The 23,847-nt window shown below is 45.3% G+C and carries 24 protein-coding genes and 2 pseudogenes; 6 read left to right on the forward strand and 20 right to left on the reverse strand.

The genetic code is table 11. The features are described from left to right. Positions 1-115 precede the first annotated feature (115 nt). Positions 116-835 carry a sterol desaturase family protein gene (locus EKN16_RS09485; protein ID WP_125655762.1) on the forward strand — a complete coding sequence of 240 codons (720 nt, stop codon included), beginning with the start codon at positions 116-118 and terminating at the stop codon, positions 833-835. A 35-nt stretch (positions 836-870) separates the two neighbouring features. On the opposite strand, the gene EKN16_RS09490 is transcribed toward EKN16_RS09485, so the two are convergent. The 3 genes from EKN16_RS09490 to EKN16_RS09500 form a co-directional block, all read right to left on the reverse strand. Next, positions 871-1,746, reverse strand: coding sequence for a DUF6999 family protein (locus EKN16_RS09490; protein ID WP_125655764.1), 876 nt, complete (start codon positions 1,744-1,746; stop codon positions 871-873). Then, the gene (locus EKN16_RS09495) at positions 1,743-3,623 is read right to left on the reverse strand and encodes a beta-ketoacyl-ACP synthase III (RefSeq protein ID WP_125655766.1); all 1,881 of its coding nucleotides are present in this window, start codon (positions 3,621-3,623) and stop codon (positions 1,743-1,745) included. The genes EKN16_RS09490 and EKN16_RS09495 overlap by 4 nt, the downstream gene beginning before the upstream one ends. Before the next feature lie 187 nt (positions 3,624-3,810). Beyond that, positions 3,811-4,062, reverse strand: a complete 252-nt coding sequence (locus tag EKN16_RS09500; protein ID WP_125655768.1) for a hypothetical protein — start codon at positions 4,060-4,062, stop codon at positions 3,811-3,813. Between the two features lie 263 nt (positions 4,063-4,325). Here EKN16_RS09500 and EKN16_RS09505 point away from each other — a divergent pair. Both EKN16_RS09505 and EKN16_RS09510 read left to right on the forward strand, forming a co-directional pair. After that, positions 4,326-4,526, forward strand: a pseudogene (locus EKN16_RS09505) (IS110 family transposase); the annotation flags it as partial. Positions 4,527-4,626: 100 nt separating this feature from the next. Then, positions 4,627-5,064, forward strand: coding sequence for a VOC family protein (locus EKN16_RS09510; RefSeq protein ID WP_125655770.1), 438 nt, complete (start codon positions 4,627-4,629; stop codon positions 5,062-5,064). A gap of 82 nt (positions 5,065-5,146) precedes the next feature. Here the strand turns inward: EKN16_RS09510 and EKN16_RS09515 are convergent, their stop codons facing one another. From EKN16_RS09515 to EKN16_RS09525, 3 genes are all read right to left on the reverse strand, one after another. Continuing rightward, complete coding sequence (locus EKN16_RS09515) at positions 5,147-6,019, reverse strand: SDR family oxidoreductase (RefSeq protein WP_125655772.1); 873 nt, start codon at positions 6,017-6,019, stop codon at positions 5,147-5,149. 101 nt (positions 6,020-6,120) lie between these two features. Further along, positions 6,121-6,537: an Rrf2 family transcriptional regulator gene (locus EKN16_RS09520; RefSeq protein ID WP_125666057.1), complete on the reverse strand. Its 417-nt coding sequence runs from the start codon at positions 6,535-6,537 to the stop codon at positions 6,121-6,123. A gap of 160 nt (positions 6,538-6,697) precedes the next feature. After that, positions 6,698-7,219: a shikimate kinase gene (locus EKN16_RS09525; RefSeq protein WP_125655774.1), complete on the reverse strand. Its 522-nt coding sequence runs from the start codon at positions 7,217-7,219 to the stop codon at positions 6,698-6,700. 393 nt (positions 7,220-7,612) lie between these two features. Here EKN16_RS09525 and EKN16_RS09530 point away from each other — a divergent pair, with 393 nt between their 5' ends. Then, a complete protein-coding gene (locus EKN16_RS09530; RefSeq protein ID WP_125655776.1) occupies positions 7,613-8,383 on the forward strand; it encodes an ANT(4')-I family aminoglycoside nucleotidyltransferase in 771 nt (256 codons plus the stop codon). Positions 8,384-8,525: 142 nt separating this feature from the next. Here EKN16_RS09530 and EKN16_RS09535 read toward each other — a convergent pair whose 3' ends face one another. From EKN16_RS09535 to EKN16_RS09595, 13 genes and pseudogenes are all read right to left on the reverse strand, one after another. Then, positions 8,526-8,957: a GNAT family N-acetyltransferase gene (locus EKN16_RS09535; RefSeq protein ID WP_311546738.1), complete on the reverse strand. Its 432-nt coding sequence runs from the start codon at positions 8,955-8,957 to the stop codon at positions 8,526-8,528. A 141-nt stretch (positions 8,958-9,098) separates the two neighbouring features. Next, positions 9,099-9,560 carry an NUDIX hydrolase gene (locus tag EKN16_RS09540; RefSeq protein WP_125655779.1) on the reverse strand — a complete coding sequence of 154 codons (462 nt, stop codon included), beginning with the start codon at positions 9,558-9,560 and terminating at the stop codon, positions 9,099-9,101. 99 nt (positions 9,561-9,659) lie between these two features. Next, a pseudogene (locus EKN16_RS09545) lies at positions 9,660-10,151 on the reverse strand (nucleoside-triphosphatase); the annotation flags it as partial. Between the two features lie 102 nt (positions 10,152-10,253). Then, positions 10,254-10,682 carry a hypothetical protein gene (locus tag EKN16_RS09550; RefSeq protein WP_125655785.1) on the reverse strand — a complete coding sequence of 143 codons (429 nt, stop codon included), beginning with the start codon at positions 10,680-10,682 and terminating at the stop codon, positions 10,254-10,256. A 65-nt stretch (positions 10,683-10,747) separates the two neighbouring features. Further along, positions 10,748-11,143: a YhfM domain-containing protein gene (locus EKN16_RS09555; protein WP_164522748.1), complete on the reverse strand. Its 396-nt coding sequence runs from the start codon at positions 11,141-11,143 to the stop codon at positions 10,748-10,750. A 187-nt stretch (positions 11,144-11,330) separates the two neighbouring features. Further along, entirely contained in the window at positions 11,331-11,543 is a 213-nt protein-coding gene (locus tag EKN16_RS09560) for a hypothetical protein (RefSeq protein WP_232016333.1), read from the reverse strand. A gap of 144 nt (positions 11,544-11,687) precedes the next feature. Then, entirely contained in the window at positions 11,688-12,488 is an 801-nt protein-coding gene (locus EKN16_RS09565) for an aminoglycoside 6-adenylyltransferase (RefSeq protein WP_125655791.1), read from the reverse strand. A gap of 393 nt (positions 12,489-12,881) precedes the next feature. Then, on the reverse strand, positions 12,882-13,784 hold the full coding sequence (locus EKN16_RS09570) for a hypothetical protein (protein ID WP_125655793.1): 903 nt from the start codon (positions 13,782-13,784) through the stop codon (positions 12,882-12,884). A 148-nt stretch (positions 13,785-13,932) separates the two neighbouring features. Then, complete coding sequence (locus EKN16_RS09575) at positions 13,933-14,298, reverse strand: ArsR/SmtB family transcription factor (RefSeq protein WP_125655795.1); 366 nt, start codon at positions 14,296-14,298, stop codon at positions 13,933-13,935. 512 nt (positions 14,299-14,810) lie between these two features. Further along, complete coding sequence (locus EKN16_RS09580; RefSeq protein WP_232016335.1) at positions 14,811-15,836, reverse strand: zinc-dependent alcohol dehydrogenase; 1,026 nt, start codon at positions 15,834-15,836, stop codon at positions 14,811-14,813. A gap of 22 nt (positions 15,837-15,858) precedes the next feature. Then, a complete protein-coding gene (locus EKN16_RS09585) occupies positions 15,859-16,980 on the reverse strand; it encodes a mandelate racemase/muconate lactonizing enzyme family protein (protein ID WP_125655798.1) in 1,122 nt (373 codons plus the stop codon). A 3-nt stretch (positions 16,981-16,983) separates the two neighbouring features. Further along, entirely contained in the window at positions 16,984-17,328 is a 345-nt protein-coding gene (locus EKN16_RS09590; protein ID WP_125655801.1) for a cupin domain-containing protein, read from the reverse strand. Between the two features lie 12 nt (positions 17,329-17,340). Next, positions 17,341-18,117 (reverse strand): SDR family NAD(P)-dependent oxidoreductase, encoded by a 777-nt coding sequence (locus EKN16_RS09595; RefSeq protein WP_125655804.1) that lies wholly within the window; start codon positions 18,115-18,117, stop codon positions 17,341-17,343. 244 nt (positions 18,118-18,361) lie between these two features. Here EKN16_RS09595 and EKN16_RS09600 point away from each other — a divergent pair, with 244 nt between their 5' ends. Next, positions 18,362-19,810 (forward strand): SGNH/GDSL hydrolase family protein, encoded by a 1,449-nt coding sequence (locus EKN16_RS09600; RefSeq protein WP_125655806.1) that lies wholly within the window; start codon positions 18,362-18,364, stop codon positions 19,808-19,810. Between the two features lie 122 nt (positions 19,811-19,932). Beyond that, complete coding sequence (locus EKN16_RS09605; protein WP_125655809.1) at positions 19,933-20,625, forward strand: GntR family transcriptional regulator; 693 nt, start codon at positions 19,933-19,935, stop codon at positions 20,623-20,625. A gap of 540 nt (positions 20,626-21,165) precedes the next feature. Here the strand turns inward: EKN16_RS09605 and EKN16_RS09610 are convergent. Beyond that, complete coding sequence (locus EKN16_RS09610) at positions 21,166-23,823, reverse strand: hypothetical protein (RefSeq protein ID WP_125655812.1); 2,658 nt, start codon at positions 23,821-23,823, stop codon at positions 21,166-21,168. Positions 23,824-23,847: the final 24 nt, after the last annotated feature.

Here is a 23,847-nt window from a genome sequence, read left to right on the forward strand (position 1 = left end):
TTTGTCCGGATGGTAATCGATCAGGGGTCATTATGTTATATTAGACTGAGCAGCAAAGCGATATTAAGAAGTTAAAGCGGCAAGTGGCATGCTAGCATAAGGGGGATTATTAACCTTGCAGTTCAATTACTTCGTTGTGTTTGGGCTAACGATCTTTGGGTTCGCAATTATGTATTTCGGCGGTGCATGGATCGGTATGCGGCTAGCTATAGTCGGTGAACCCATTGTCCGGCGACCGATCAAGCCGAGACAGATGAGGTCGGAGATTAAGCTTTCACTCATCTCCATCTTGATTTTTGGACTCCTCACTGTAGCTACGGCTTATCTGGTTAACCATGGGCTGCTGCATGTCTCTTGGACCGTTTCATGGCCGAAGTTGCTATTAGAAATTCTAGCGTTGTTTCTATGGAATGAGATTCACTTCTATATTAGCCACAGACTGCTGCACACGAGATGGTTATTCAAGCATGTCCATTATAAGCATCACCTATCAACAATACCGACAGCCTACTCAACGTTTAGTTTTCATTATGTGGAGGCGCTGCTTCTCGGAAGCGTGCTTACAACCGCACTGCTGTTCTATTCGTTCTCCGTTTTATCACTTCTGACTCTGCCGCTAATGAGCCTGATTCTAAACGTACTGGGTCATTGTAATCTCGATTTCTTCCCAGGCCGATCTGCGCAAAGCCTGCTAAGCTTTACACCAAGGCATAGTGATCACCATGTTAGAAACAATGGTAACTACGGTTTTTTCCTTCCTTACTTTGACCAGATGTTCGCAACAAGCATCAAAGAACAGAAATCCCATAAGCATTCTCGCCATCATCAAGGATAACAAAAAGGATAACGAACAAAAACAGGCTCCTATGTTCAGGAAGCCTGTTTTTGTTTCAATTCCACAAGCAGCGCATGCATTTGCTCCGTAGCGAGTCCATGAAGGACCAGGCGGAATCCAGCGCGAAGTGTTGTGAGAGGGACCATGGGATGTTTATTGTTAATGAGTGCCAGCCGATCGTTATTACCAATGATTTTGGATGCGAGAATACCGATGGTTTCATCCAGCTGAAGGGAGTTCGTCGCTCTCCAGAAGTCATTATCGGTTAGAAATAGCTGATAGACCGGTGTGAAGCATTCAATCGCCGTAGTAAGATCAACAAAATTTGTCCATCGGTTCGGCATTTGTTCAATAGGAATGGGAGTAGAAGTAATGGCACCGAAGTTAAGCGGGAATTGCTTGCTTACCTCAATGTTCTTGGCCCGGATCTCTCGGTTCAGATTAATGACGAAGTTGTACAGATTAAGGTCATGGATGAGGAATAGATCATCTTTGACGGGTTCGAGATTGGTTGGCTTCAAGGGATTCATCTCGACGTGAACACCAGGCACATTGTCGCGAATGAACTGCAGCACTTCGGAGCCTAGGAAGAAATGCCGCAGAATCATATAATTGGCGTCCGGACTAACGAACGTCCGCATGCCCCAGTATAAGATCCGATGCAGCAGTCTGGAGGAAGTGAGCCTCTTTGGGACAACGATTTTAAAAACCTGTAGAAGGATAATGAACATTCGAGCTATCGGCCTTAGCACAGGAAGTAGAAATTGTCTGGATTTGCTGGAACAATCCTTTAGATAAGCGGCCTTCGCCTCCTCATTAAAGGGGATGCTCTGGTCAAGGTAGATGGCTAGGAATGGATTGGGATCGTTCTTATCATGCGGCATTTGATTATAATAATCAGCGTGACTCATGTGTTGCCCAGCTCCTCTAATTGAAGTAAGTATAAGCGGGCCGTTGTTTTGGCTGTCTTCACGATGCGTTTCGCAATATCCATTGTGAGCAAAGGATGCTGGACGACGGCTTCAAGCCGCTCAAAATGCTTCTCGTCGGAATCACTGTGATACAGCAGGAAGGACACCTGTTCATCCGTTAGATGCAGCTGATCTCGGATCATCTCTCCCCAGTATCTGGCCATTCGGCAGCCAAGCCCTTCAATAATCCACATGGCACCGATGAGATCGATCGGGTTCTCACGGCTTGCGCGTTGGAAGAGATAGGCGGATAGAGCTTCGCTGCCAATATTCTTCTCGCCACCCTGAATATCCGATAGGCTGCCGCCAACATCGATGTAATTCTTCTCAAGGATTTGAAAATCACGATGCTCGTCGCGGGCATGAGAGATAAAGAGAGAGCGAAGATCAATATGCTCAATTGCGATATAAGAGGCTGCACGTGCAATCCATTGTGAGCCGTCGATAACCTGCTGCCGTATGTTCTCCATGAGACTCATATAATCTTCCATAGTAAAATTGCCGCGATACAGCTTATGAATAACCGGAACCTGAGCGAGCTTTTCTTCAAAATCGATCCAAATCTGAACGAGCTGGCGGACGAGCAGCTGCTGAATCTCATTGGATTCATCGTATTCAACATGAGGAGCTTCAGGCTCCCGCTCGGCTAAGATCAGAGCTTCACATGCATCCTCCTCATCCGATCCTACTACCGTTAGCATCATATAGGAGGTTTGGAATCTTCCGCTCTCTGGGACCATGCACAGCACCTGCTCGCCTGGCTTTAGATGACCTTCGTTCAATAGTTCTTCTAACATAATGTAGATGGAAGCCGCGCCTGTATTCCCTTTTGTGTAGAGATTAGTGAACCACTTCTGCTCAGGAATGCTTAGCCCCCCAAGCTGCAGGAGACGAAAAATCTCTTCACGGAAGAAGTGGGAGGAATAGTGGCATACCATCCAGTCAATCGCGCCTGGAATCACTTTGCCCTCGTCGACAAGCTCAAAGAAACGTTTTACACCGATCTTAGGCATGTCATTCACAAGCCTAATATCCTGCTTCAGATTAATAGCCCCGTTATCGGCAGCTTCATGAATAGAAGGATAGTCGAGCCAGCTGGCTGGCTCCTTATCGGTAGCCGCCTCCTTGTTCGTACCCGCGTACATACAGACATCATACATATTGGCGTAGGACTTGTTATCAATCCATTCGATCCGAAGGGATAAACCTTTGTGGCTTTGTTTGTTCTGCAGCACCGCTGCGCCGGCCCCATCAGAGAGCATGAAGCGGAGAAAGTCGGTTTCGAATGATATCGGGCGGTCTGCGAATCTTGCCTGTGCCTCAAAGCGAGTATGCTTAAAGACGCGGCTTGGAAACTCGCTAGCACAGGAGATAGCGGCTTTCTTCTCGCCGGATTGTACCTGCAGGTAGGCATTCTTGATTGCCTGCATCCCGCTGCCGCAAACACCATGATGTGTAGCGATTTCCATGACAGGAAGACCTGATTCTGCATGAACCATGCTGGCGAAGCCTGGAACTAACAGATCCCCTTGTGTCGTACCTACGGCAAGAAAGTCGACTTCCTGATATAAATCATCTTGGTTACGATCAAGTGCGTCCCGTATGGCAAGGTTGGCCATCTCAGCATTCGTGAATAGACTTTGTTGATTCGTATCAATCGCATAATGACGAGTGCAAATTTTATTTTGTTCAAGAATGCGGCGCATAGTCTTGGAGCTCTTGCCGCCAATTTTGCCAAGGAAGTTCTCGATCTCATCGTTAGGTACAGGTGATCCTGGAAGAAACTTGCCTATGCTCGTGATATAAACTGGATTCATGAGTAACCTCCGTAAGAAGAACTAGATTATGATTGCTGTATGTAATTATTAACCAAGATGGAAACAATTCAAAGTACTATATTTATTTGGTACTTCCCAAAGAAGAAGCAGTAGGATATGAGGCTGCCATGGATACTGACGCAAATTTATTCTTACCCCTCCAATAAAGAAGACAAGATACTTTAGTTTATTTTTTACTCTGTTTAAACGCTCTAATTGTTATGACAACAGAAGCTAAAATAATAATTCCACCAAATACCATCCCTTTTAAATTTTCAGGGATGTCTGGAAGTTTTATATATGAAAATAAATATTTCAATAAGGTAAGAGATATTAACACGATAATGAATTCCTTAAGGGAAGAAACAAGTGTTCTATTTTTAATCCAATTAGGTAATGCAAACAAAACACTCAACAGTACAATTTCTAACCAATTCATTAATTTTCTCCTTTTCATTGTTAATCCTAGGTAATTATATCATTTCATTTCTCAATTATCCTGCCCGTTCGTATTATAAGGTCACCAGATCTTTCTGGTCGACCTTATTTTTATGAGGTAGTAAGCTAGCGGTAGCTGGGGATCGAACGTTTCTGCCCGTGGGACTTGGATCCCGAGAGCTATTCCGTTTATTCCCCCTACTTGTTAAACCATGATTAGGCTGGTTGGGACAGAGATCCCGGATAACAAGCGATACTGTGGACGATCCGTTCCTTTCACACCAAGCAAAAAAGAGCCAATTACGCAAGGTGAAAACGGATGTTGCTGATGCGTACCAACTGGGGGAAATGTTCTACAAAGAAGAGCTGGAGCCTTACAAAAAGCGGGGTCAGTATCTGATGAATCTCCGTTACCTGACTCGGCAATATGAGTCTCTGACGGGTATGTATGTCCAAGCAAAGCTGCATGATACATTTTTGACATGATTTTATGGAAGCGTTTATCAAAAAAGGAGTATGGTGACGATTTGGGCAAATCATCTTAAAAAGTTATGGAGGAAATCAAATGAGCGAAACGACCAGTGTGACGGAACAAGTAAAAGAGAAAACCCTGACACCCCTTTTGAAAGCAGTTAATTGCATTTACATCCCGGTTGCCGATCCCCAAAAGGCAGCGGCTTGGTTTGAAAAATACTTGGGTTTAAACAGGGTAAGTCCTGGCGGCGATGTTATGTTGCTTGGCAACGGGATATGGTTATTCCTTTGCAAATGTGAGGGACAAACTTCACACTTCGTAGGACTGGATGGAAGCGAGGTATGCTCCTTTACTTTTGAAACGGAGGACATTTTTACCCTGCATCAATCTTTAACCAACAGCGGAGCATACGTTGAACCGATAGAGGATTATGGCGGCTGCGGGTTGAAGTTTTGGTTTAAAGATCCTGACGGCAACAGGTTTCATATTTGGCAAGATCCAAATACGGGCGCTCATCCTGCCCATTAGCGAAATGACATGGCAAGCTTTGGAGCATTTAAATAAAAACCGACCTCGCATTACGAAAGGTCGATTTTCAAATTGAGTTCAATTATTTTGTTTGAGAAATTCCGTTAACGATTTGAGTCAGTGCATCACTGATTGGCGTAACTTGACGACCGAGCAGCTTTTCGAAATCGTTGCTTTCGATCTCCAGTGTGCCTTCCCGAATACCTTGCTGGATACCTACGAGAATAGGGAGGACGAATTCGGGAACACCCGCGCCTTTCATGATGTTGGCATAAGTAGCGTCATCGACCTGTTGCACGTGTACTTCCTTGCTTAATACCGTGCCAAGAGCTGACGCTAGTTCTTCTTGAGTCATCGGTTTACCCGATAGCTCATAAATCGTATTCTCGTGTCCGTCCCCCGCTAATACTGTTGCAGCTGCCTCCGCGTAATCTTGTTGCAATGCCCAACCCACCTTGCCAGATCCAGCAGACGTCACCCACGGAGCTCCTGCCATCACGCCTTGAATGCTCCCAATCTCGTTCTCCAAGTACCAGTTATTTCGCAAGAAAGAATAAGGAATGCCCGTTTTGACGATCGCTTCTTCCGTGGCACGGTGTACTGGGGCAAGGATAATCATGCTTTCACTTGCATTGGCTAAGCTGGTATATGCAATAAATTTAACTCCAGCACGCTCTGCAGCAGCTACAGCATTTGTATGCTGCTGAATTCTTGTTTCGTTGTCTCCATCCGCAGAAATAATTAATAAGCGATCGATACCTGCAAAAGCAGAGTCCAATGTTTCTGGACGGTCAAAATCACCTTTGCGAACTTCTACTCCACGAGCTCGTAAGCCTTCCGCTTTCTCTGGATTGCGCACACTTACAGCCAGATGACTTGCTGGTACAGATTTCAATAGAGCCTCAACAACTTTCGTTCCCAATTTCCCTGTCGCGCCTGTGACTAACATTTTCATTTTCTTTTCCTCCAAATATGTTTTGTTGTAATTCCTTCTGTTATAACTATATTAGTTACAACAAGTTTATAAAATAAAAGCTCTCTTAAAGGAGCTCTCATTTATATGAACCTTGATGTGAGTTGGCTCAAAGTCGTTTGTGCCAATCTTTGTTCCATAGCAGATTGTGCCTCGCTCAACTCGGATTGGAGAACCGTCTCAATGTTCCGTCCGACTGGGCATCGCTCATTCGGATCTTCGTGAAAACGGAATAATTGATTTTCTTCAATTACATTTACAGCCCGATAAACATCAAAGAGTGTAATTTCCTCAGGTGCTTTAAGTAGAGAAGCGCCTCCCACCCCAGGACGTACTTCCACTAACCCTGCCTTTTTTAGCATTCCTATAATTCTTCTGATTACAACAGGATTTGTATTTACGCTACCCGCAATGAAGTCCCCAGTACATTCGTTCGGACTACATGCAATCAGGGAAAGAGTATGAACAGCGATAGAAAAGCGCGTGCTTATTTGTTTCAATTGCATCACCACCGTTGTAACCATTGTAGTTACTACTTGGCGTTATGTCAATATCAGTATCATGAGATGAGTTAAGTCCTTAGTTATTATACTGCCCGTTCGTAACGAAAGGCTCCCTAGCGACAACCCCTCAGTGTTGAACATTACAAAACCAAATGCATTAACATTGAGAGATATTATCGCAATGACTTTCTTGTATTTTCTCTATAATTTCTATAACACAATGTTCTATATCCTTATTTGAGCAATCAAGAGTTATATCACTATACTTAATGTATAGAGGGACTCTTTCCTCGTAAACGTCCTTAAGACTATTTCCTTTCTTTATTACAATGCCTCTGGTTGTTATGTTTATTAGTCTCCTTTTAATTTCTTCATATGGGGCATGTAAATAAATAATCTGTCCACCCTGTTTAAGGATATTCATAGCTTTTTCTGAATATATAACACTTCCGCCTGTAGATATAATGCAATTTTTTAGTTGCAATTCAGACACAATTTTTTCTTCGACTTCCATAAATTTTTCGATACCATCATCATCAATTATATCTTGTAACAACATACCTTCATGTTGTTGTATAACAATATCTGTATCCACGTAATCCATTCCTAAAGCTTTTGCAAGCAACACACCTAAAGTGCTTTTACCAGCTCCAGACATACCTATAAGAACTATATTCATATTCTTCCTCACTTTTGTTAATTGGTATTGGTTTCGTTAAACTATTCGGCATTTTCCATAAATATCCTTCACGGGATAACGTTTTACTGCCCGTTCTGAGGCTGCCGATATTATCGGCAGCCTGTTGTCATTGCACTATCGTGCCCGTTAGCGGAACGAATTGGAGCTTTTTTATGTAAGGTTCTCCGCGCTGTCTGTAAGGGTAGGTTTTTCAAAAAAATACCTACCCTCTCCAACATCTTGCTAAAACACATTTAATTGGGTATAATTTCCACAAGAAACTTGTGGGAGGAAATCCAATGCATCCAAAAAAGATCCCCCGTTAAGCCCGAGGCCCTCCATTCATGTGTTAGTGTCCACTCACCTAATTAAAACAAAGGGAGATGCACGTTGATGAACATGAATGGACCTGTAAAAGTATCTCGAAGTGAGAGACTTGAAACCTGCCACGAAATTGCTGAAAAGTTGCATGAGGTGTACGGAGATAAAATTCTAGCCATTGGGGTCTATGGTTCCGTTTCTAGAGGCACAGATGGGCCTTTCTCGGACATTGAGATGTTTTGTGTACTGCGTGAGTCGACTGAACCCGTAGAGTTTTGTTATGAATGGTCGGCTGGGTCCTGGAAAGCGGAGGTGGACGTTCGCAGTTCGAACGTGCTGCTTAAAAACGCCTCTTCTGTTGAAGGGAGATGGCCGCTGACGCATGGTCCTTACTTCACCCAACTTAGTTTATATGATCCTGAAGGCTTCTTTCAAAGCCTAAGAAATGCGGCCGGATCTGTAAAAAAGGAAGATTTCAGACAAGCAATCAACGAGGTTCTTGTAGGTGAAATGTATGAGTTTGTTGGCAAGCTCAGAAATGTTAATGTAAATGGTCCTCTCACCTACTTGCCATACCTAGCAGTTCAGTTTGCCCAATACGGTGCCATGTTGGTCGGATTGCACAATCAACGGCTTTTCTCAACCGGCGCAATGGTTCTACCTGAAGCATTGGAAATGCCGAGTCGTCCAAAAGGATTCGACAATATTGCGAGGCTGGTTATGTCTGGAGATTTAGCAGAACCCTCGAAGATAGTTTCTACCTGTGAGGAATTCTGGAAAGGCCTGGTGGATTGGGCAGCCGAACATGACTACGTAATTAGTTCAAAACGAATTCCATTTTGATCAAAAGAAACCGCATTGGCGAGACTTCAATAATATATCTTGTAGGCCAAAGACCCCTTCCAAGAGGGGTCTTTAATTTTCTTCAGCAAAGTATTATCTTATCTATGTACCCCATTACGTTATCGTGCCCGTCAGTGGAGTCCTACAACTTTTTCTTCAACAAGAGCTCATCATCCTGATGATAGTTGCATTGTTCATAGGTTTTAATCGCAGCATTGTTTCTTCTTCCTGTTAGTACTTTAACACTTTTCACTCCGCGTTTTTTTAGGTTTTTTTCCAAATAAAATATTAATGAAGTGGCAATGCCCTTTCTTCGAGCAGCTTCCGCAACATACAATTCGGTAATCTCTCCTTGAAGTCCGTTATAACAGAATGATCGAAAACTCTGAGCGCAACCAAAACCAACGACTTTGCCACCTATTTCAGCTACAGCAATCAATTCAGTGCTGTCATTAAGGCTCTCAATTATGTCCGCAGAAGGCCTTTTGTCACCTCCGTTAAACTCTTGATTAAGCCTTGAAAGTTCATTTGCATCACTTGGACTCGCCAGTCTTATCCTTGCATTCAATATCATTCACCCCACCTGACTAAATCATAGATTACTGGTGTGAAACTCATCAAAAATCAAATTGGTACCCCTACGTTTTATTAAATGCTTTATGCATCACATCTAGGTACGCCAACGGGATTCAATAAAAGGCAGTCCATTCATTGTTTACCTTCTACGAAGTAAATCAGATTCTAAATACTTTGCAAGGTAAATAGTATTTGCAGGATTTAAACTCGGAAGATCGTCCACATCAAAAAAACTTACCTCATGTGATTCGGTTGAATCGCTCACCAATTCTCCTTTGTAATCATTGCAAAAATACAGTGCTGTTACTGAATAAAGTTCATCTCCATTTTTTAGTTTTAGATAAAGTTCTGGACCAGAAAATAGCTCCAACAAGGTTAAACGCTTTAAGGTTAATCCAGTTTCCTCGTATACTTCCCTAGTTGCTGTTTCCTCCAACGACTCCCCTAGCTCCATAAGACCACCTGGTAATCCCCAATTACCATCTTTGCGGTGTTGTAAAAGAATTTGGTGGTTATCATTTTGAATGATAACCACTGCACCAACTAGAATTAAAGGTCTTGTTCCAACTAATGAACGTAATTCTAGAATATATTCGCTCATTCTGTCACCCCAATTGATTTCACATAAACATATAATAGTTTTTTAGCGTTTTGTTGAATTAATCTGCCCGTTAACGCACGATACAGGTAAATTTATTCACTACAATAACTTAAGAATATCATTTGCCATTATTTCTGTTGTTAACTCACGATTTTCTTCATTCAGATGATAAATTTTTACCCCAGATAGTTTCCTTATCTTGTCAACGTTCGGATGGCTATCTACACAAATTGTCCCTAAAATAATAGGTTCAGAACTCGAAATAACTTCATGGATCATTTTTTCAAAGGGAGCGGATAACATTTGCATGAAACCGATCTCGTCAACAACTGTAATCTTCTTTGTATCTAACGATAGCCTCACTGCCTTTAAGGCGATATTCTCAAAAGCATCGATATCAACCCCATATCTCCCTACTCTTACCGAACTTTCGCTATCAACACTTGCAATACGTATAGTCTCACCGTTAAGCGTCACGCAATTAAATCCAGTGCGATTTGTAAAGTTACGTATTTCTTCAGTGTAAAAACCACCAAAATATTCAGGACCAATTTGTTGAATAATTCGCTTTATTGCCGTTGATTTTCCTACACGAGGTTTCCCCGGTTAACAAAAAGCAAGTTTCCAAATCTTCACTCTCCGATATACAAATAAGATAAGGAAGTTATAAAATATAAACCACCAGTACAGCATTTATAGTTTTTCTAATGCCGTTACAAATGGCTTATTTAACAGTGTATTATCTTTGGATTTACTCCAGTAAACGATGAGAACATTTGCTTTCTCATATAGTAAAGGGAAAGTTGTAAATTTAGCATTATCCATAAGCTCATGGAACTCTTTAACACCCTTTATACGAGCCTTTTCCGTATTAAAGACGTAAAAATTTAGTAAATCATTTTCTACTGCTACTGGTTTTTCAATCGAATATATTTCAGGAATGATTTCATTTAATTTCATTGGATCTCCACCTACCAGGCCAGAAGATACTAACTTCACATCCTGAGATTCAATTGCTGCTACAATATCCTCCGACTTGATACCTTTATCTTTTGAGCATCCGCTTAAAGCAATTGCACATATCATGATGAATAAAATAGGGTTTATTTTCGACTTAACCATAATAAATCCCCCTAAGATAATAATTTGTTATTAGTTTCTTGGGCTGCCATGCGGCTAGTCGTGATTTAATCGTTATAAATAATCTTTCTTAGTTCATTCGTCTGATCTTTCGGTATTTCGTATCCTTGTCCACTATCTGCTGTATCTACGAGTAAAGCAGTTCGCCCTGCTTCGTCATCCACATTTAACACAAATTTCTTTTGAGTGCTATCTTCGAATGAAACGTACATCATAAACATAACATCATAGTCCAGTTCACCTTTCATTTTTACCGCTTTACTTATTGATCGCTCGAATATCTTTATCTCATCAATATCCGTAAGAATCTTTTGGTTAAATGGAGCATTAGGTGTTTTCTTACATAAGTCAGAACATTCAAGTTTAATGGCAACGATCTCTTTTCCATTCAGAACCTCAGATTTACAGCCAACGATTCCAATAACTAAAAATATTATTACCATGAGAATCCAGTTTCTTCGGATAGTACCCAACCCACCTCTATTTTTGGAATAATCTCCAGATAACATCTGGACGTAATAATCTCTGGTAAAGTTACATTACATTGCCCGTGAGCGTAAAGAAAGGCTGCCTAGCGACAGCCCCTCTCAGTGTTGAACTATAGTTTTCCGTTAGTTGAACGGAAAGTGTTTAATCAGTTAGAAATATACTTTTGCTCATCTTCACTTGTTCAATCATATGCCCTATATTTCCTTCACCTGCGAAAAGGGTCATGTCAAAAAAATCTTGATTCAAATCACTCCAGTATAGTTCATTTTCATCTCCTGAGATCATGACATCACGCTTCAATTTGCCGACATACACTTCAACATAGCAATGCTGCAAGTAGTATTTAAAATCCATTACATGATGCAAAGTAACTTCCTCTATTGAAATGCTGGTTTCTTCAATTAGTTCTCTGTATGCAGCGCCACCGCGGCAGCCTGTTGTTTATTGTTGAGCTATAGTTCCTGTTAGCTTAACAAACCGGCAAATTGCAACTGTGACTTACGTATTGGAATCTATTATACTTTCGCCCCCATAAGACTGTGAGAGCATGACATTAGCCTCAGCTACAGCATTACGAAACAATTCATCTGCCAAAATGATTCGTTCAGCTATATCTTGTACGGTTTTTACACCATATAGATTCTCCAGGGTTAACACTACTTTGGCAGGAAAATCCCGAGATGCATGAACCAGAAAGCAATCAGCTTGGAATGGAGTATAAATTATCCGAAGAACATCTACAAGCGGGTTCAAAACATACTTCTGATAGTAAATCAACGACTCTAAAAAAAGCCCGCGTTTTGTATATTTGACCGCCCGGCTCCTTTGACTGTATATACCTTGAGCTTGTACCAATTGTGTATGCAGTTGTGAACGCTGAGACACGTGATCAACGTTTTGATATTTTACAATTCCCGCCTTATCCACCAATATAACTGGTATGACGGTTTTGTCTTCGTTAATGAATGAAACAGGAAGACTTTCACTTTGAATAGTCACGTCAACTAAGAGATTATCTGATGTCCCCTGTAGGTGGTATACCTTATAGCGGTTATTGGTGGGTCGACCAGGTTGTTCATAGGCAATATCAACTTTTCCTAAACGACCAAAGCAATCATCCAGTCGCGTGAATGCATCATCTATGCGGCCTTCTTTGGTGTAGCATACCAGATCGATGTCAGAGTACTCGTCCAAACTTTTTGTGCCATCCGAGCCCTCCAGCCAGATGGCTAAGATATAATCCTCACTTCCAAGACCTGAAACAATTCCTTTTAGAATTCTCTCACGGGTAATCGTCATTGTTAAACCTCCCATATTCTTGATAATAATTTTGCCACCCATTCACTCCTGACATTATGGAAAGTTTCTGTATTATTGAAACTATCTTGTCCGTTAGCTCAATAGTCTGCCGAATTGCCGGCAGCCTGTTGATTGTCGTTGTGCTATAGTTTCCGTTCAATGAAGAAGTTAAAAATACTCCAATAATTTTTTATCAATCTCGTCAATATATCCGATATCTTTTTAGTATCCCAAAAAAATAAATTGTTCAGCTTCATCGTTTTCATTAAATGGTGATATTGTTTCAATCTGACCACTAAATAACGCCCCATATTCAACTCTATCATATTTTCTCTTCGAGGATATGTTCAGCCCTTGAAGATCGCCAAGGCTATCGTCATCTCACACCAACCACTAACGTAAAAGTCGAAGCATTTCCACAATCGGTCGGTTATCTCCAGGCAGCCATAATTCCTTGGCTTGCAGCTGTGATGAGCCATCTCCATCAAGGAAGATTCCATCGACGAGTTGACCTTCACCTACGGTCTCCAGGATAGCAGCACGAAAGTCGGATAAAGTACCCTTTGTACTGCTGACAATGAGGTAGATGTTACCTGCTTGATCATAAACCAAAGCAGAACGAAGCCGCTTATCATCAGCGAAAGGTGCATGCTCAATATTGGCTTGTGATTCCCAAAGATCATCATGACCGATGGACATGCTAATTCCGCCTTGCGCCCAATAATGCGCAGGATCCGTTACCTTTAGCTCTGACGCTTGAGAAACAATCTGAACACTTAATTGATTCGTCACCCCATCCCAAAGGAGTGTTCCTCGGGGATATTTCACATTCTCATGCCCTGCACCATATTGGCCCATGTCACCGCCCGCTGGTTTTCCATTAACCATTGCAATGCTAAGTAATCGATCCCCAAAGAAGAAGCCACCATTGATTCCATAGTAGTCGGATAAGGTCACATTCTTATTCACAACCTCTAACGTAATATTAGAGGGATCACTCTTTAATAGGTGCATTTCAAATCCGTTCGAAGCTTTCTCTTCGCTGTATGTATATGCTTTGGCAGGATGGGCGACAATTCGACGCTCCGGACTCGAATGAAGGCTTTTCACTATACCTAAAAATATTAAGGCAAAAAAGAAGATCAATACACTGATTACAATTATGCTCAGTCTCTTTCTTTCATTAGACGATTGCAGCAGCTCTATTTGTTTTTGATCTTTATTCAGGCTCACTTCAAGTCCATACTCCTTTGCAGTTTCTTCCACATTACTTAGAAATTCGCTAATGAAACCCATTTACCTCCTAGTTGAAAACTGACATTTGCTCAAAAAGTAACTAAACAGTTGTAAGAATAATGACCCTGGAATGAATGCGTTGTTTTCTCCTTCGTAATAAAAAAAAGCATCACCAGCTATCTGCTGGAAATGCTCTAACTTGCCACTGCTAATGATGTTTCAAATGTTCCAGTGTCTGAACAAATATTTGTTCCACATGGTCGTCATCCAGTGAGTAAAAAACGGTCTTCCCCACTTTGCGACGCTTCACAATTCTCATGTTGCGTAAGAAACGCAGCTGATGAGATATAGCTGATTGTCCCATATCCAATACCTGAGTTAAGTCATGGACACATAACTCACTTTGCGATAAAGCATGTATGATTCTCACACGCGTCGGATCCCCTAGTGTTTTGAATAAATCTGCAATCTCATTTGCCCCGGAATCATCGACAAGCTTCGATTTCACTTGATTGACATCCACTTCTGTTCCAAGGCATGTCTCATCACAAGCTTCCTGAATGATCTTATCCATCAAGTTTACCACCAACCACGTCTGTATTTTGTTACTCATTATAACATTGCATAAGAATGGGTGTACATCTTTTCAAAGGGCGTGTACCTGCATACGATATTTGAATGGCAGCGATACCAGGCGTTAAGTCCGGTTACTTGGCAATCAACAAAAAAAACTACCGCGCTCAAGCCATTAAATAGCTAGAACATGGTAATTTTTTGTAAAAGGAATGGGTGGATTGCGAGCTGTACACTCTCTGAGGCTAGACCCAGTATATCTGCCACTTTAATACTTTCCTTGATATTTCTTAATAAGCAGCAAGGAGACTTGCCATCACGAAGTACCTAGCGAAGCGGGCGGAATCGTTCTGTAGAAGCGATAGCGTTCGCCTTTGTCTCCGTATTTCTACCCCCAGGGATAGAATCAAGAAATAGGGAGACAACAGCGATCGTAAGAATGATCCGGCAGCAAAGCGGCCTTCTACGCACCATGTTTCGAATTTATTAAGCACTTATATTAATGTTGATCCATCATAGATATAGCATAATCTTCGCAATAGCTCCTGGCCCTGAAATTAATTTCTCGAAGCATGCGCTTCCCTGCTCCAGAGGTTGATGAACTGTCCATGGCAGCAAGTTCACTTTGCCTTCAGCAATGAAGCGCAGCGCGGTTTCGAAATCATTCTGCGCGTATGCAAACGCACCAAACAGCTTTAATTCCTCGCGAATGATCGTGTTGACTGGCAGCGTGCTGTCCGCTTCATGAAGACCGGTGAAGCCTACGCGGCCTCCTCTGCGAACCGATTCCACACATTGCTGGCGAGTAACTTGCATGCCGACCGCATCAATAGCCGCATGGAAACCGTCAGCGGGTTTCCATGCCGCAAGCTCCTCTTGGCTATGGGCCGGAATGCCCCCTAGTTCAGTAACGATTTTCAGCCGATCCGGGTTAAGATCCGAAACGATAATATGGCTCAAACCGAGTGTCCGAGCTGCGGTTAGCGCGAACAGACCAATCGGACCAGCTCCCATAATGAGCAGGCTATCATCCCGCTTCATGCTAATCAATCTGCAAAGATGAACAGCGCAAGCAAACGGCTCCGTTAGAGCCGCTTCCTCGAAGGATAGGGAATCCGGAATTGGGTACACATTGGGCTCAGCGACGACTACATATTCTGCGAACGCTCCCGGCAAATGCGCGCCGAGCAGCTTGCGCTGCTGGCACAGCTGATGATTGTCATGAAGGCAATCCGAACATTGTCCGCAGGTTTGAAGCGGATTCACGGTAACCCTGGCCCCTACTCCAAGCTTGTTCGCCCCAGTTCCCGTTTTTACAATGACTCCGGAAAACTCGTGACCCATGATCAACGGCGGTTTACGCAGTGAATTGTGACCTAAGTATCCACCCAATTCAGAACCGCATATTCCCACGCGCTCTACCCGAATGAGTACCTCCTGCTCACCTGGTTCAGGGATAGGGACGGTCCGCATATTCATCGTTCGCGGACCTTCGTATACTAAAGCTCTCATCATGTTTGTTTCCACATTTTCTGCCATGATACGCAGCACTCCCTTCTAATCAACCAACTCTGTAGCGTTTGAGTACCTCTTCGTCTATTTCGATGCCAAGTCCTGGACGATCAGTTGGAACAGTGACATAACCATCCTTGAACTCGATTTCCCGGCTGACCAAATCCCGCGATAGTGGAGAATTTGAAGTCGTGTATTCAATCATAAAACCATTCGGAATCGCTGCCGCGAAATGTGTGCTGGCCGCAACCAATACACCAGTCTTAAAGGCATGCGGGACGACCTTCTTATGCCTGTCGTAGGCTAGATAAGCGATTTTCTTCCCCTCCGTTAACCCGCCAACGCGAGCAAGATCCGGTTGGATAATATCCAGGTGTCCTTCATCCAGTAGTCGCTGGAACGCCATCCGGCCGCTCTCCTGCTCTCCACCGGCAATATTAATTCGGGTACGGTCCGAGAGCTCGCGGTAACCGGCAATATCATTGGAATGTACCGGCTCTTCCAACCAATAAACACCGTATTTTTCATAGACGTCCGCCATACGCAGCGCACCTTTCAAATCCCAAGCCAGTCCGGCATCTATCATCACGTCGATATCATTGCCTACCGCTTCGCGAATCGCCTTGATTTGGGCTTCGTCGAACTTGGCATCCTTACCGATCGGACCCCATCCGAACTTCATTGCCTTGTACCCGAGCTTCGCATTTTCTTCTGCCATTCGGGCTGCTTCCACAATCGTATCCGGCATTAATGCACTGGCATAGGCTTTCAGTTTCGGATTAAAGACGCCTCCCATCATTTCGCATACGGGACGGTTCATCGTTTTTCCTAAAATATCCCATAGTGCAATATCGACGCCGCTTATCGCATGCAGCGCTGGTCCGGTACGTCCAAAGTAAATCGTCCCCCGGTACATTTTGTCCCATAGCCTTTCGATTTCAATCGGGTTTTCACCGATTAGCAGATTGCGCAGACCGCTCGCAATGGAATGTGAAGCTGGTGCGTCCACTACAGCCTTCGCAACCAACGGCGACGAATCGACTTCGCCTACCCCAACGATTCCTTCATCTGTATGGATACGGATAATAAGTGTATCTTGAGTGCCGTCGCATTGCGTGGCGTCAATATTCGGTATGCTCAAATGGATGGCTTCAACTTCTGTGATTTTCATAATTTATTCACTCTCCATGTTCTTGATATAAGATGTTGTCGCTAACAAATCATCGCGCAATGGCGTAAACGTCTCCAGCAGAAGCGTATCTTCGAGCGCTAGCACGGAATGCGGCACATTGCCGGGAACCACTATCTGTTCCCCCGCTTCCACCACAATTTCCTCTCCGCCCACTATCATTTTAATTTTCCCCTCAATTACATAGCCAAGCTGCTCATGGGGATGAGCGTGCTCTGGTCCGAATCCATCCTTCTTAAATGCAATCAGCATGCTCATGATGTGTTGTCCTGGCGGAAATATTTTACGACGTACGAGGGGATTAATTTGTTGCCATTGATCTTGCGACATAAAACTGTCTCCTTAAAATGTAGTAGACAAACCCCCGTCAACGGGAAGGATAGTCCCTTGAATGTAAGAAGCCGCATCGGAAGCTAGAAAAGCGATGACGCTCGCAACCTCTTCAGGCAAACCGGGACGTGCCAATGGAATTTTGCGCATGCCTACGTAATAGTCCTTGAACCAATCGGTTTCCAGTTCATTGATGCCGCCAATAACGGATAGCCCTGTATCAATAAAGCCTGGAGCGACTCCATTAATACGAATTCCGTGAGGGGACAACTCCGCTGCCGTACAACGGGTCAACTGATCCAATGCGCCCTTGGCCGCATTATAGTGGCTGGATAAATTCAAAGCACGATATCCATTAATAGATGATACATTAATAATTGCTCCGCCAATCTGACGATCGAACATCGCAAGGGATGCATACTTCGTGCACCAATACGATCCATTTACAATCGTGTCGAAAACCTCGCGCCAACGCTCCGTCGTCTCCTGTAAAAAAACGCTTTCATAGAACATCGCCGCGTTATTAACCATTACATCGAGCCGTCCAGTGTGCACAACGGTTTGCTCAATCATCCTCTGGACAGCGGTTTCGTCTCCAACATCAGTAGGAATAAACAGAGGCTTTCCACCCAGTGGGATCAGCTCATTCAGAGCCTTCATTCCATTCGTCTCGCTGCGACCGGCAATGACCACATCCGCACCTTCTACTGCGAACAGCTTCGCGGTCGCAAAGCCAATCCCGGTTGCTCCCCCCGTAACAATGACTGTTTTGCCGGCAAATCGTTTCATATTGGTCCTCCGTTTCGCAAGAGTACCCGCGCACAAATTTCAACATCATCAGGACGCGCACATATGGCTAACACGTTCATAGGGTTTTATCCTCCTTCTATCATTTTAGCCCTATCATACGTTCAGTTTAGTTTATTGTCAACAATCAATCGTCCTCAATCATTTGTTGAATATTACCTTTAATTGTTCTATAATTACGATAATTATGAAGTAAAGGTTGATAGTCGCAATAGGAGGTGTAGAGTTGGCCCACCATGACTTAGACGATGCATTATCGTCACTTGCATTCTTTCGTAAGTATGCCGTCCACTTGGACGCGGCAAGCTTCCCAGTTCTGACGGCAAACCGACGTGGCAAAAAAACGACAGACCGTGAAATATTGCTGTTTGGTGACAGCCACAGTTGGGGTCAAGGCTCACCGGATTATGACGGAGAAAGTTGGTACTCCGTCCACCAGCCATTTCCGTACAACAAAGGCTATTTTTCCAGATTAAAGCAATATTTCGAACGGAAATTGTCACTTTATCCGTTGTCTGTTATCCCCTTCCTATCAAATGAAGTGGAACGCAAGAGTGGATTGTTCCGGCAAACCGATTTTGCAATTGCATCGACGCCTGCCGCCAAAGGATTTTATGCGCCTTTCGCTCATCGGGATCAGGCAACCGCTCATCTCGGATATTTGGCTGAAGAGCAAAAATTCGGCTCGGCGATGGCGGTCATTACACCCGAAAGCGGGTTGGACGGGACGCTTTCCGCTGAATGCAGCATTCGGATGTTAAGTGCGGCGCGAAAGATTTATATCGCCTTAGTGGTCGGTCGACATGGAGCGAAACTCATATGCGATCTGCAGATGCCGTATTACTACTCTAAACCGTCCGGATACCCGAAGGTGTATCGTATTTCCGATGGCCGGCATATCGAGCTTACCGCGCCAGAAGCCGAAATCATTGATACGTCTGCTGTCCAGATCGATACCTATACGCCCACCGATCCGCAGGAGCAGGTGTATTGCATCGACTATGGGCAGAAGCAGCAAGGGACGCTCGCGATAAAGTATGCAGGAGCAGATGAACGAACGATGCTGCTCTTTATCGGCAATGAATTGTTGGCGGATAAGCCAGCGTTGCTCTGCCGGGGTATTGTGTTCGACGCCAATTCAGTACGAAATTTTGCAATGGGCGGTCATACGACAGGCCAATGGCTCGGCGATGGTACGCTTAGCTTTCATGGCGAGTCATACCCGCATATTGACGAAATTTTATCGTATGTGCCCTTTACGCCGACACTTGCCGTCATACAAGCCCCTATCGTCAACGAATATTTGCAGCAAACGCCCCTCGATAAGTTTAGGCTCCATCTTGAGGCTGTCGTCGACAAGCTGAGCCGTCACCTCAACACAGACAACGTGAGGCAAACCGACGTACTCGTGTTCACGACACCGGGGGATCAAACAATTGACTTCCTAGGGGCGGCTTCTGCCGAAATCCGATACGCTGACTATTACGAGGCCGCAAAGAAATTTTGTCTCGATCGTCGCTACGGTTTTATCAATTTCCACCAGTTTTTCACAGATGCCGTGAATATGGGCTATATCGATCATGAACTTCTGTTCGATGATTCCATTCATCCGAGTCCGTATGTGAACGAATTCATTGCCAAAGGGCTGCAAAACGCGATCGATCTGCTGTGGTGATCAGTTGCTTAATGATTGTCAGCAGTCTATTATAAACATTCATTTGTTGAGTTGATGAGCTCCTTCCTCTATACTATTCCAATAAAACATCTCGCTTACTGTTGTGAGCTAAGGAGACAATCATGGCCACTTTCCATTTCAAGAATCAAGAAAACCTCTCCCTTCGACAACGTGTCATGTCCGATATCCGGAATGCCATTATTCAAGGACATCTTAAACCTGGGGATAAGCTCAGAGAGCTCGATATATCCCAGCAGATGGCTATTAGCCGCGGACCTATCCGCGAAGCGTTAAGAGATTTGGAAGCGCTGGGACTGGTCGTTAGTTCACCTTATCGAGAAACGACCGTTGCGGATGTTAGCAAAGGCGAGGTCGTGGATTTGTTGATTCCAATTCGTCTGCAATTGGAAATCTATGCATTAAAGCAAATACAATCCAATTGGAACGATGCGATGTACCAGTCATTGCGAGACATTGTGAATAGCATGAAAGAAGCGGCTGATAACGGAGATTTGGTATCGCTTGTCGAAGCGGATATTCGATTTCACGAGAGCATTGTTTCATCGGAAGACTCGCCTTATACGCAGCAAATCTGGTCCGGAATCGTAAATAGGCTTCGCCTGCATTTTATTAAGAATACAAAGCTTTTCGTAGATCTAGCCAGAGTACCGGCCGAGCATGAGGAGTTGTTGCAAGCCTTGCAGAATGAGCCTTTCGAGCGGGTTAAGGAGCTCTGGACGCAGCATATTCTTCAGGACGATTGTCTGCTTTGTTTTCATGATGGCCCATCAACTAACGATGACACCATAAAGTAGAAAAGTAATTTTTCACCGGAGGTCGGAGGCTCTCCTTTTTCACTTCACGATACGGGGAGCCCCGATTCACTACTGCCATGCACTTCTCCTCAAAGCCTTTCAGTTTCCACTTCGCAGTGGACACCCATAGTACATGAAAATGCAACATCCGCGTCGCTATTAAGCAACGCCTTCGATTATCTTTATTGACTTTCTTACATGTAGAGATTCAAAATTTAAAAAAAGGCTATTCAAGAATCGATTTCGACCCTTGAATAGCCTTTTTACATTTATTTTTAACTGCTTTTGGAAATTGTGAAGATCGAACACAATTCCTCCTTTGCCGACATAGGTAACACCATTTTATCGAACTTGCAAACGTAGAAATATGCCTAATAAATAACTGTTCCCATCAATTTCAACCAAAATCAAGTGGTTTACTGGTACTCAAACAGCGCGCATCGATTGAGTATCGGCACGCGCTGGCGGCATAGCTTTTTCTACTGTCTACTTGACGGGGGTATGACCATAGGACTTGAGTTTTTAAGACATGACGGAACGTCAGTAACGTACGATCAGCTCGAAGCGGCCGTCAATCGGCTCGATCCGGACTGCTTCCTTCTCTGGCACATAGACGCCGCCGGATACGCTTCTCGGCAGTGCTCCCTCGGGATGCGGCAGACGAAGCAGGACCGAATCAGGGGCACGGTCCGGGTCGCAACTGAAGGACGCGGAGACCGTTCCATCCGCTAAGCCCGATTCGACCTTGAGCGAACAAGGACCGAAGTACGTGTGTGCATTCTTCCACTCGATGACGGAACCATCGTTGAGCCATGCCCGCGGGATGCCCGGAAGAAGGTTGAGCGTCCGACCCTCCTCCATATAGAGCATCCAGCGCGTCTGCATGAGGAACCAGCCTTCCTCATGGGTTTTATGCGGGCTTGCATGAAAATAGTGCTCCCAGAACGTATACGTCTCGCGGTCGGCAAGTCCGGCGAATCCGTTGTAGTACGCTTTGAGAAACGGCTTCACTTCGCCGCGCTTGAGATGAACCCACGGATGGATACTGTAGTAAGGCTGACTTAAGGCAACGTTGCGCGTACACATAAGCTCGTGGTGAAAATGCAGCATGTACGACGCGGCATTTTCCTCCGGCGCGATAACCTCCTGGAGCACCAAATACAACGGTCCTAGCAGCGAATCCCGGGCGACAGCGGAGCCGTGCGTCAGCCAATTAGCGGTTTGCGTATAGAGCGATAGTGGTCCGCGATGCTCGACCCAAGGCGGCGACGTCGGCACCCAGCTGCCGTCTCCGAGCGGTACGACCGGCGAGAGCGCCATCGCCCGTTCGAAGGCGATGCGGATATCGGTACGGAACGCTTCCGCATTGCGTCTGATCGTCTCAGCCGTTGCCGGATCCGACGATAACAGCATTTCAGCCAGCCGCGACATGCCGATACAGGCGTACCCGTTCAGCATGAACGACCGGAACGGATCCTCCGGGTCGGCCGTCTTGCCCTCGAGCATCCCGTATCCTTTTCCGCGAAGCTCTTCCCGTTCATTCCTCTCCCGCCAAGCCATAAGAAACTCGTAAGCCTTGAGCAGCTGCGGTTTGACTTGCCTAACCCAATCTTCGTTGCGCGTATATCGGTAATGCTCGCCCATGCTCCATAATGCGGCACCCGTCTCCAGCATATAGCCGCCGAAATTTTGAATGAAGCCGTTGTCATGCTGTTTGTCCAGAAAGAATTGAAGCGACCGCTCCGCCGTCTTGCTCCATCCCATGGAGTCCATAAACTGAATAATCGGCGAGCTCTCCGAGCCGATCGCGGTGTAGACGCCAATGGCCGGTACGAGCGTTCCCGCAGGCTCTTCGCCGAAGGTGACCACATCCAAATGCAGCAGACCTGCGCGCAGCATCTCCTCTATACGTCGCTCCGGCAGCTTGAAGCTGGCCGCTTGCGACAGTTTGCCGCGCCAGAATCGCATGCTTTCCTCCAGCCGTTCTTCGAACGATTGCTGCCGCAGCTTATCGGCGCGTTCGGCCGAAATCGGCCGATGCGGCAAGAACATGTCGATGACGGCCGTCTCGCCCGGCTTCAACAGAATGGCGGTTTCCTCGCGACGCAGTGCGATTCCGTTTAACCGGGTCACGCAGCAGACACGGTCCTCGGAGAAGCGGACGAACCCCGTAGAGGCATCGAATTCGTATTGCTTGTCTTCACCCACAACGTGGGCATCCGGCACAGCGTTCTTGAACCAGGCGTAACGCGGCACTTGATCGGTATTCATCACGCGGGCCTGGAAGTACAGAACCGTCTCCACGCCTTGATCCAGCTCCTCCTGGCGAGCCAGCAGCACATCGCGGTGCTTCTTCTGCTCCTCGGTGAACATATGCCCGTGGCCGAATCCGTCTGCCACAAGATAATTCGTGCCTCGCAGAGTGCTCTCTTCCAGTGGGCCCGATTCATATGAAACGAATGAAGTCGTGTCGTAGACGATATGGTCTTCCTCGACGCGGCTGTGCAGAATCGGCAGACAGCCGTCCTCAAGCCGGCGTGTTACTGGATCGGTACAGCCGATGCCACGGCCTAGCATGAACCTATAGCGGACAGATTTGTCGCCGTTCTCGGGAACCGGTGTTTCCATGCCGAAATTTTTGGGCTGAATCCAATCCCACATCAATTCCTCGCCGCCGATGCCGCGGAACCCGACCGCGAAGATCCGCATGTCGCGCGACAAGCCTAGCCAAGTTTGACCGGGCAGGTCCTTCGTATGGGCCGCAGCGTTCTCGAAGCTCTCCTCCGGTTCCGACTCGATGGCCGCTAGCCCGGTTTTCATCCCTTTCGCGCGAATATCCAAGGCGATTTGAGAATAGGACCGCTCATCGTCGCTTCCCGTAACGGCAACGCCATAATCGGGCAAGTAGATTGGATAACGGGTATCCGCATCCAGCAGCCGGAACGTGAACGAATGAACCTGTGTCTCGACGAACACCAGCACAGGATCCGCCGGGTCGTCTTCGGCTGTCTCGATGTCCATTGCAAGACGACACCCGCTGTCCCCATACTCAGATGATGCGATCGTGAAGCGCCCTTCGACCGCAGCGGCTTCTTCGCGCCCGTCACTCGTCCGCAGTTGGACGACTTGCCCGTCCGTGACATCTACCCGTCCTTCGACGGGCCCATTCTCCCATAGCACAACAACAGTACGAATCACTTATATCGCCTCCATTATCTTTCA

Source organism: Paenibacillus baekrokdamisoli (genome assembly GCF_003945345.1).
GTDB lineage: Bacteria > Bacillota > Bacilli > Paenibacillales > Paenibacillaceae > Paenibacillus_Z > Paenibacillus_Z baekrokdamisoli.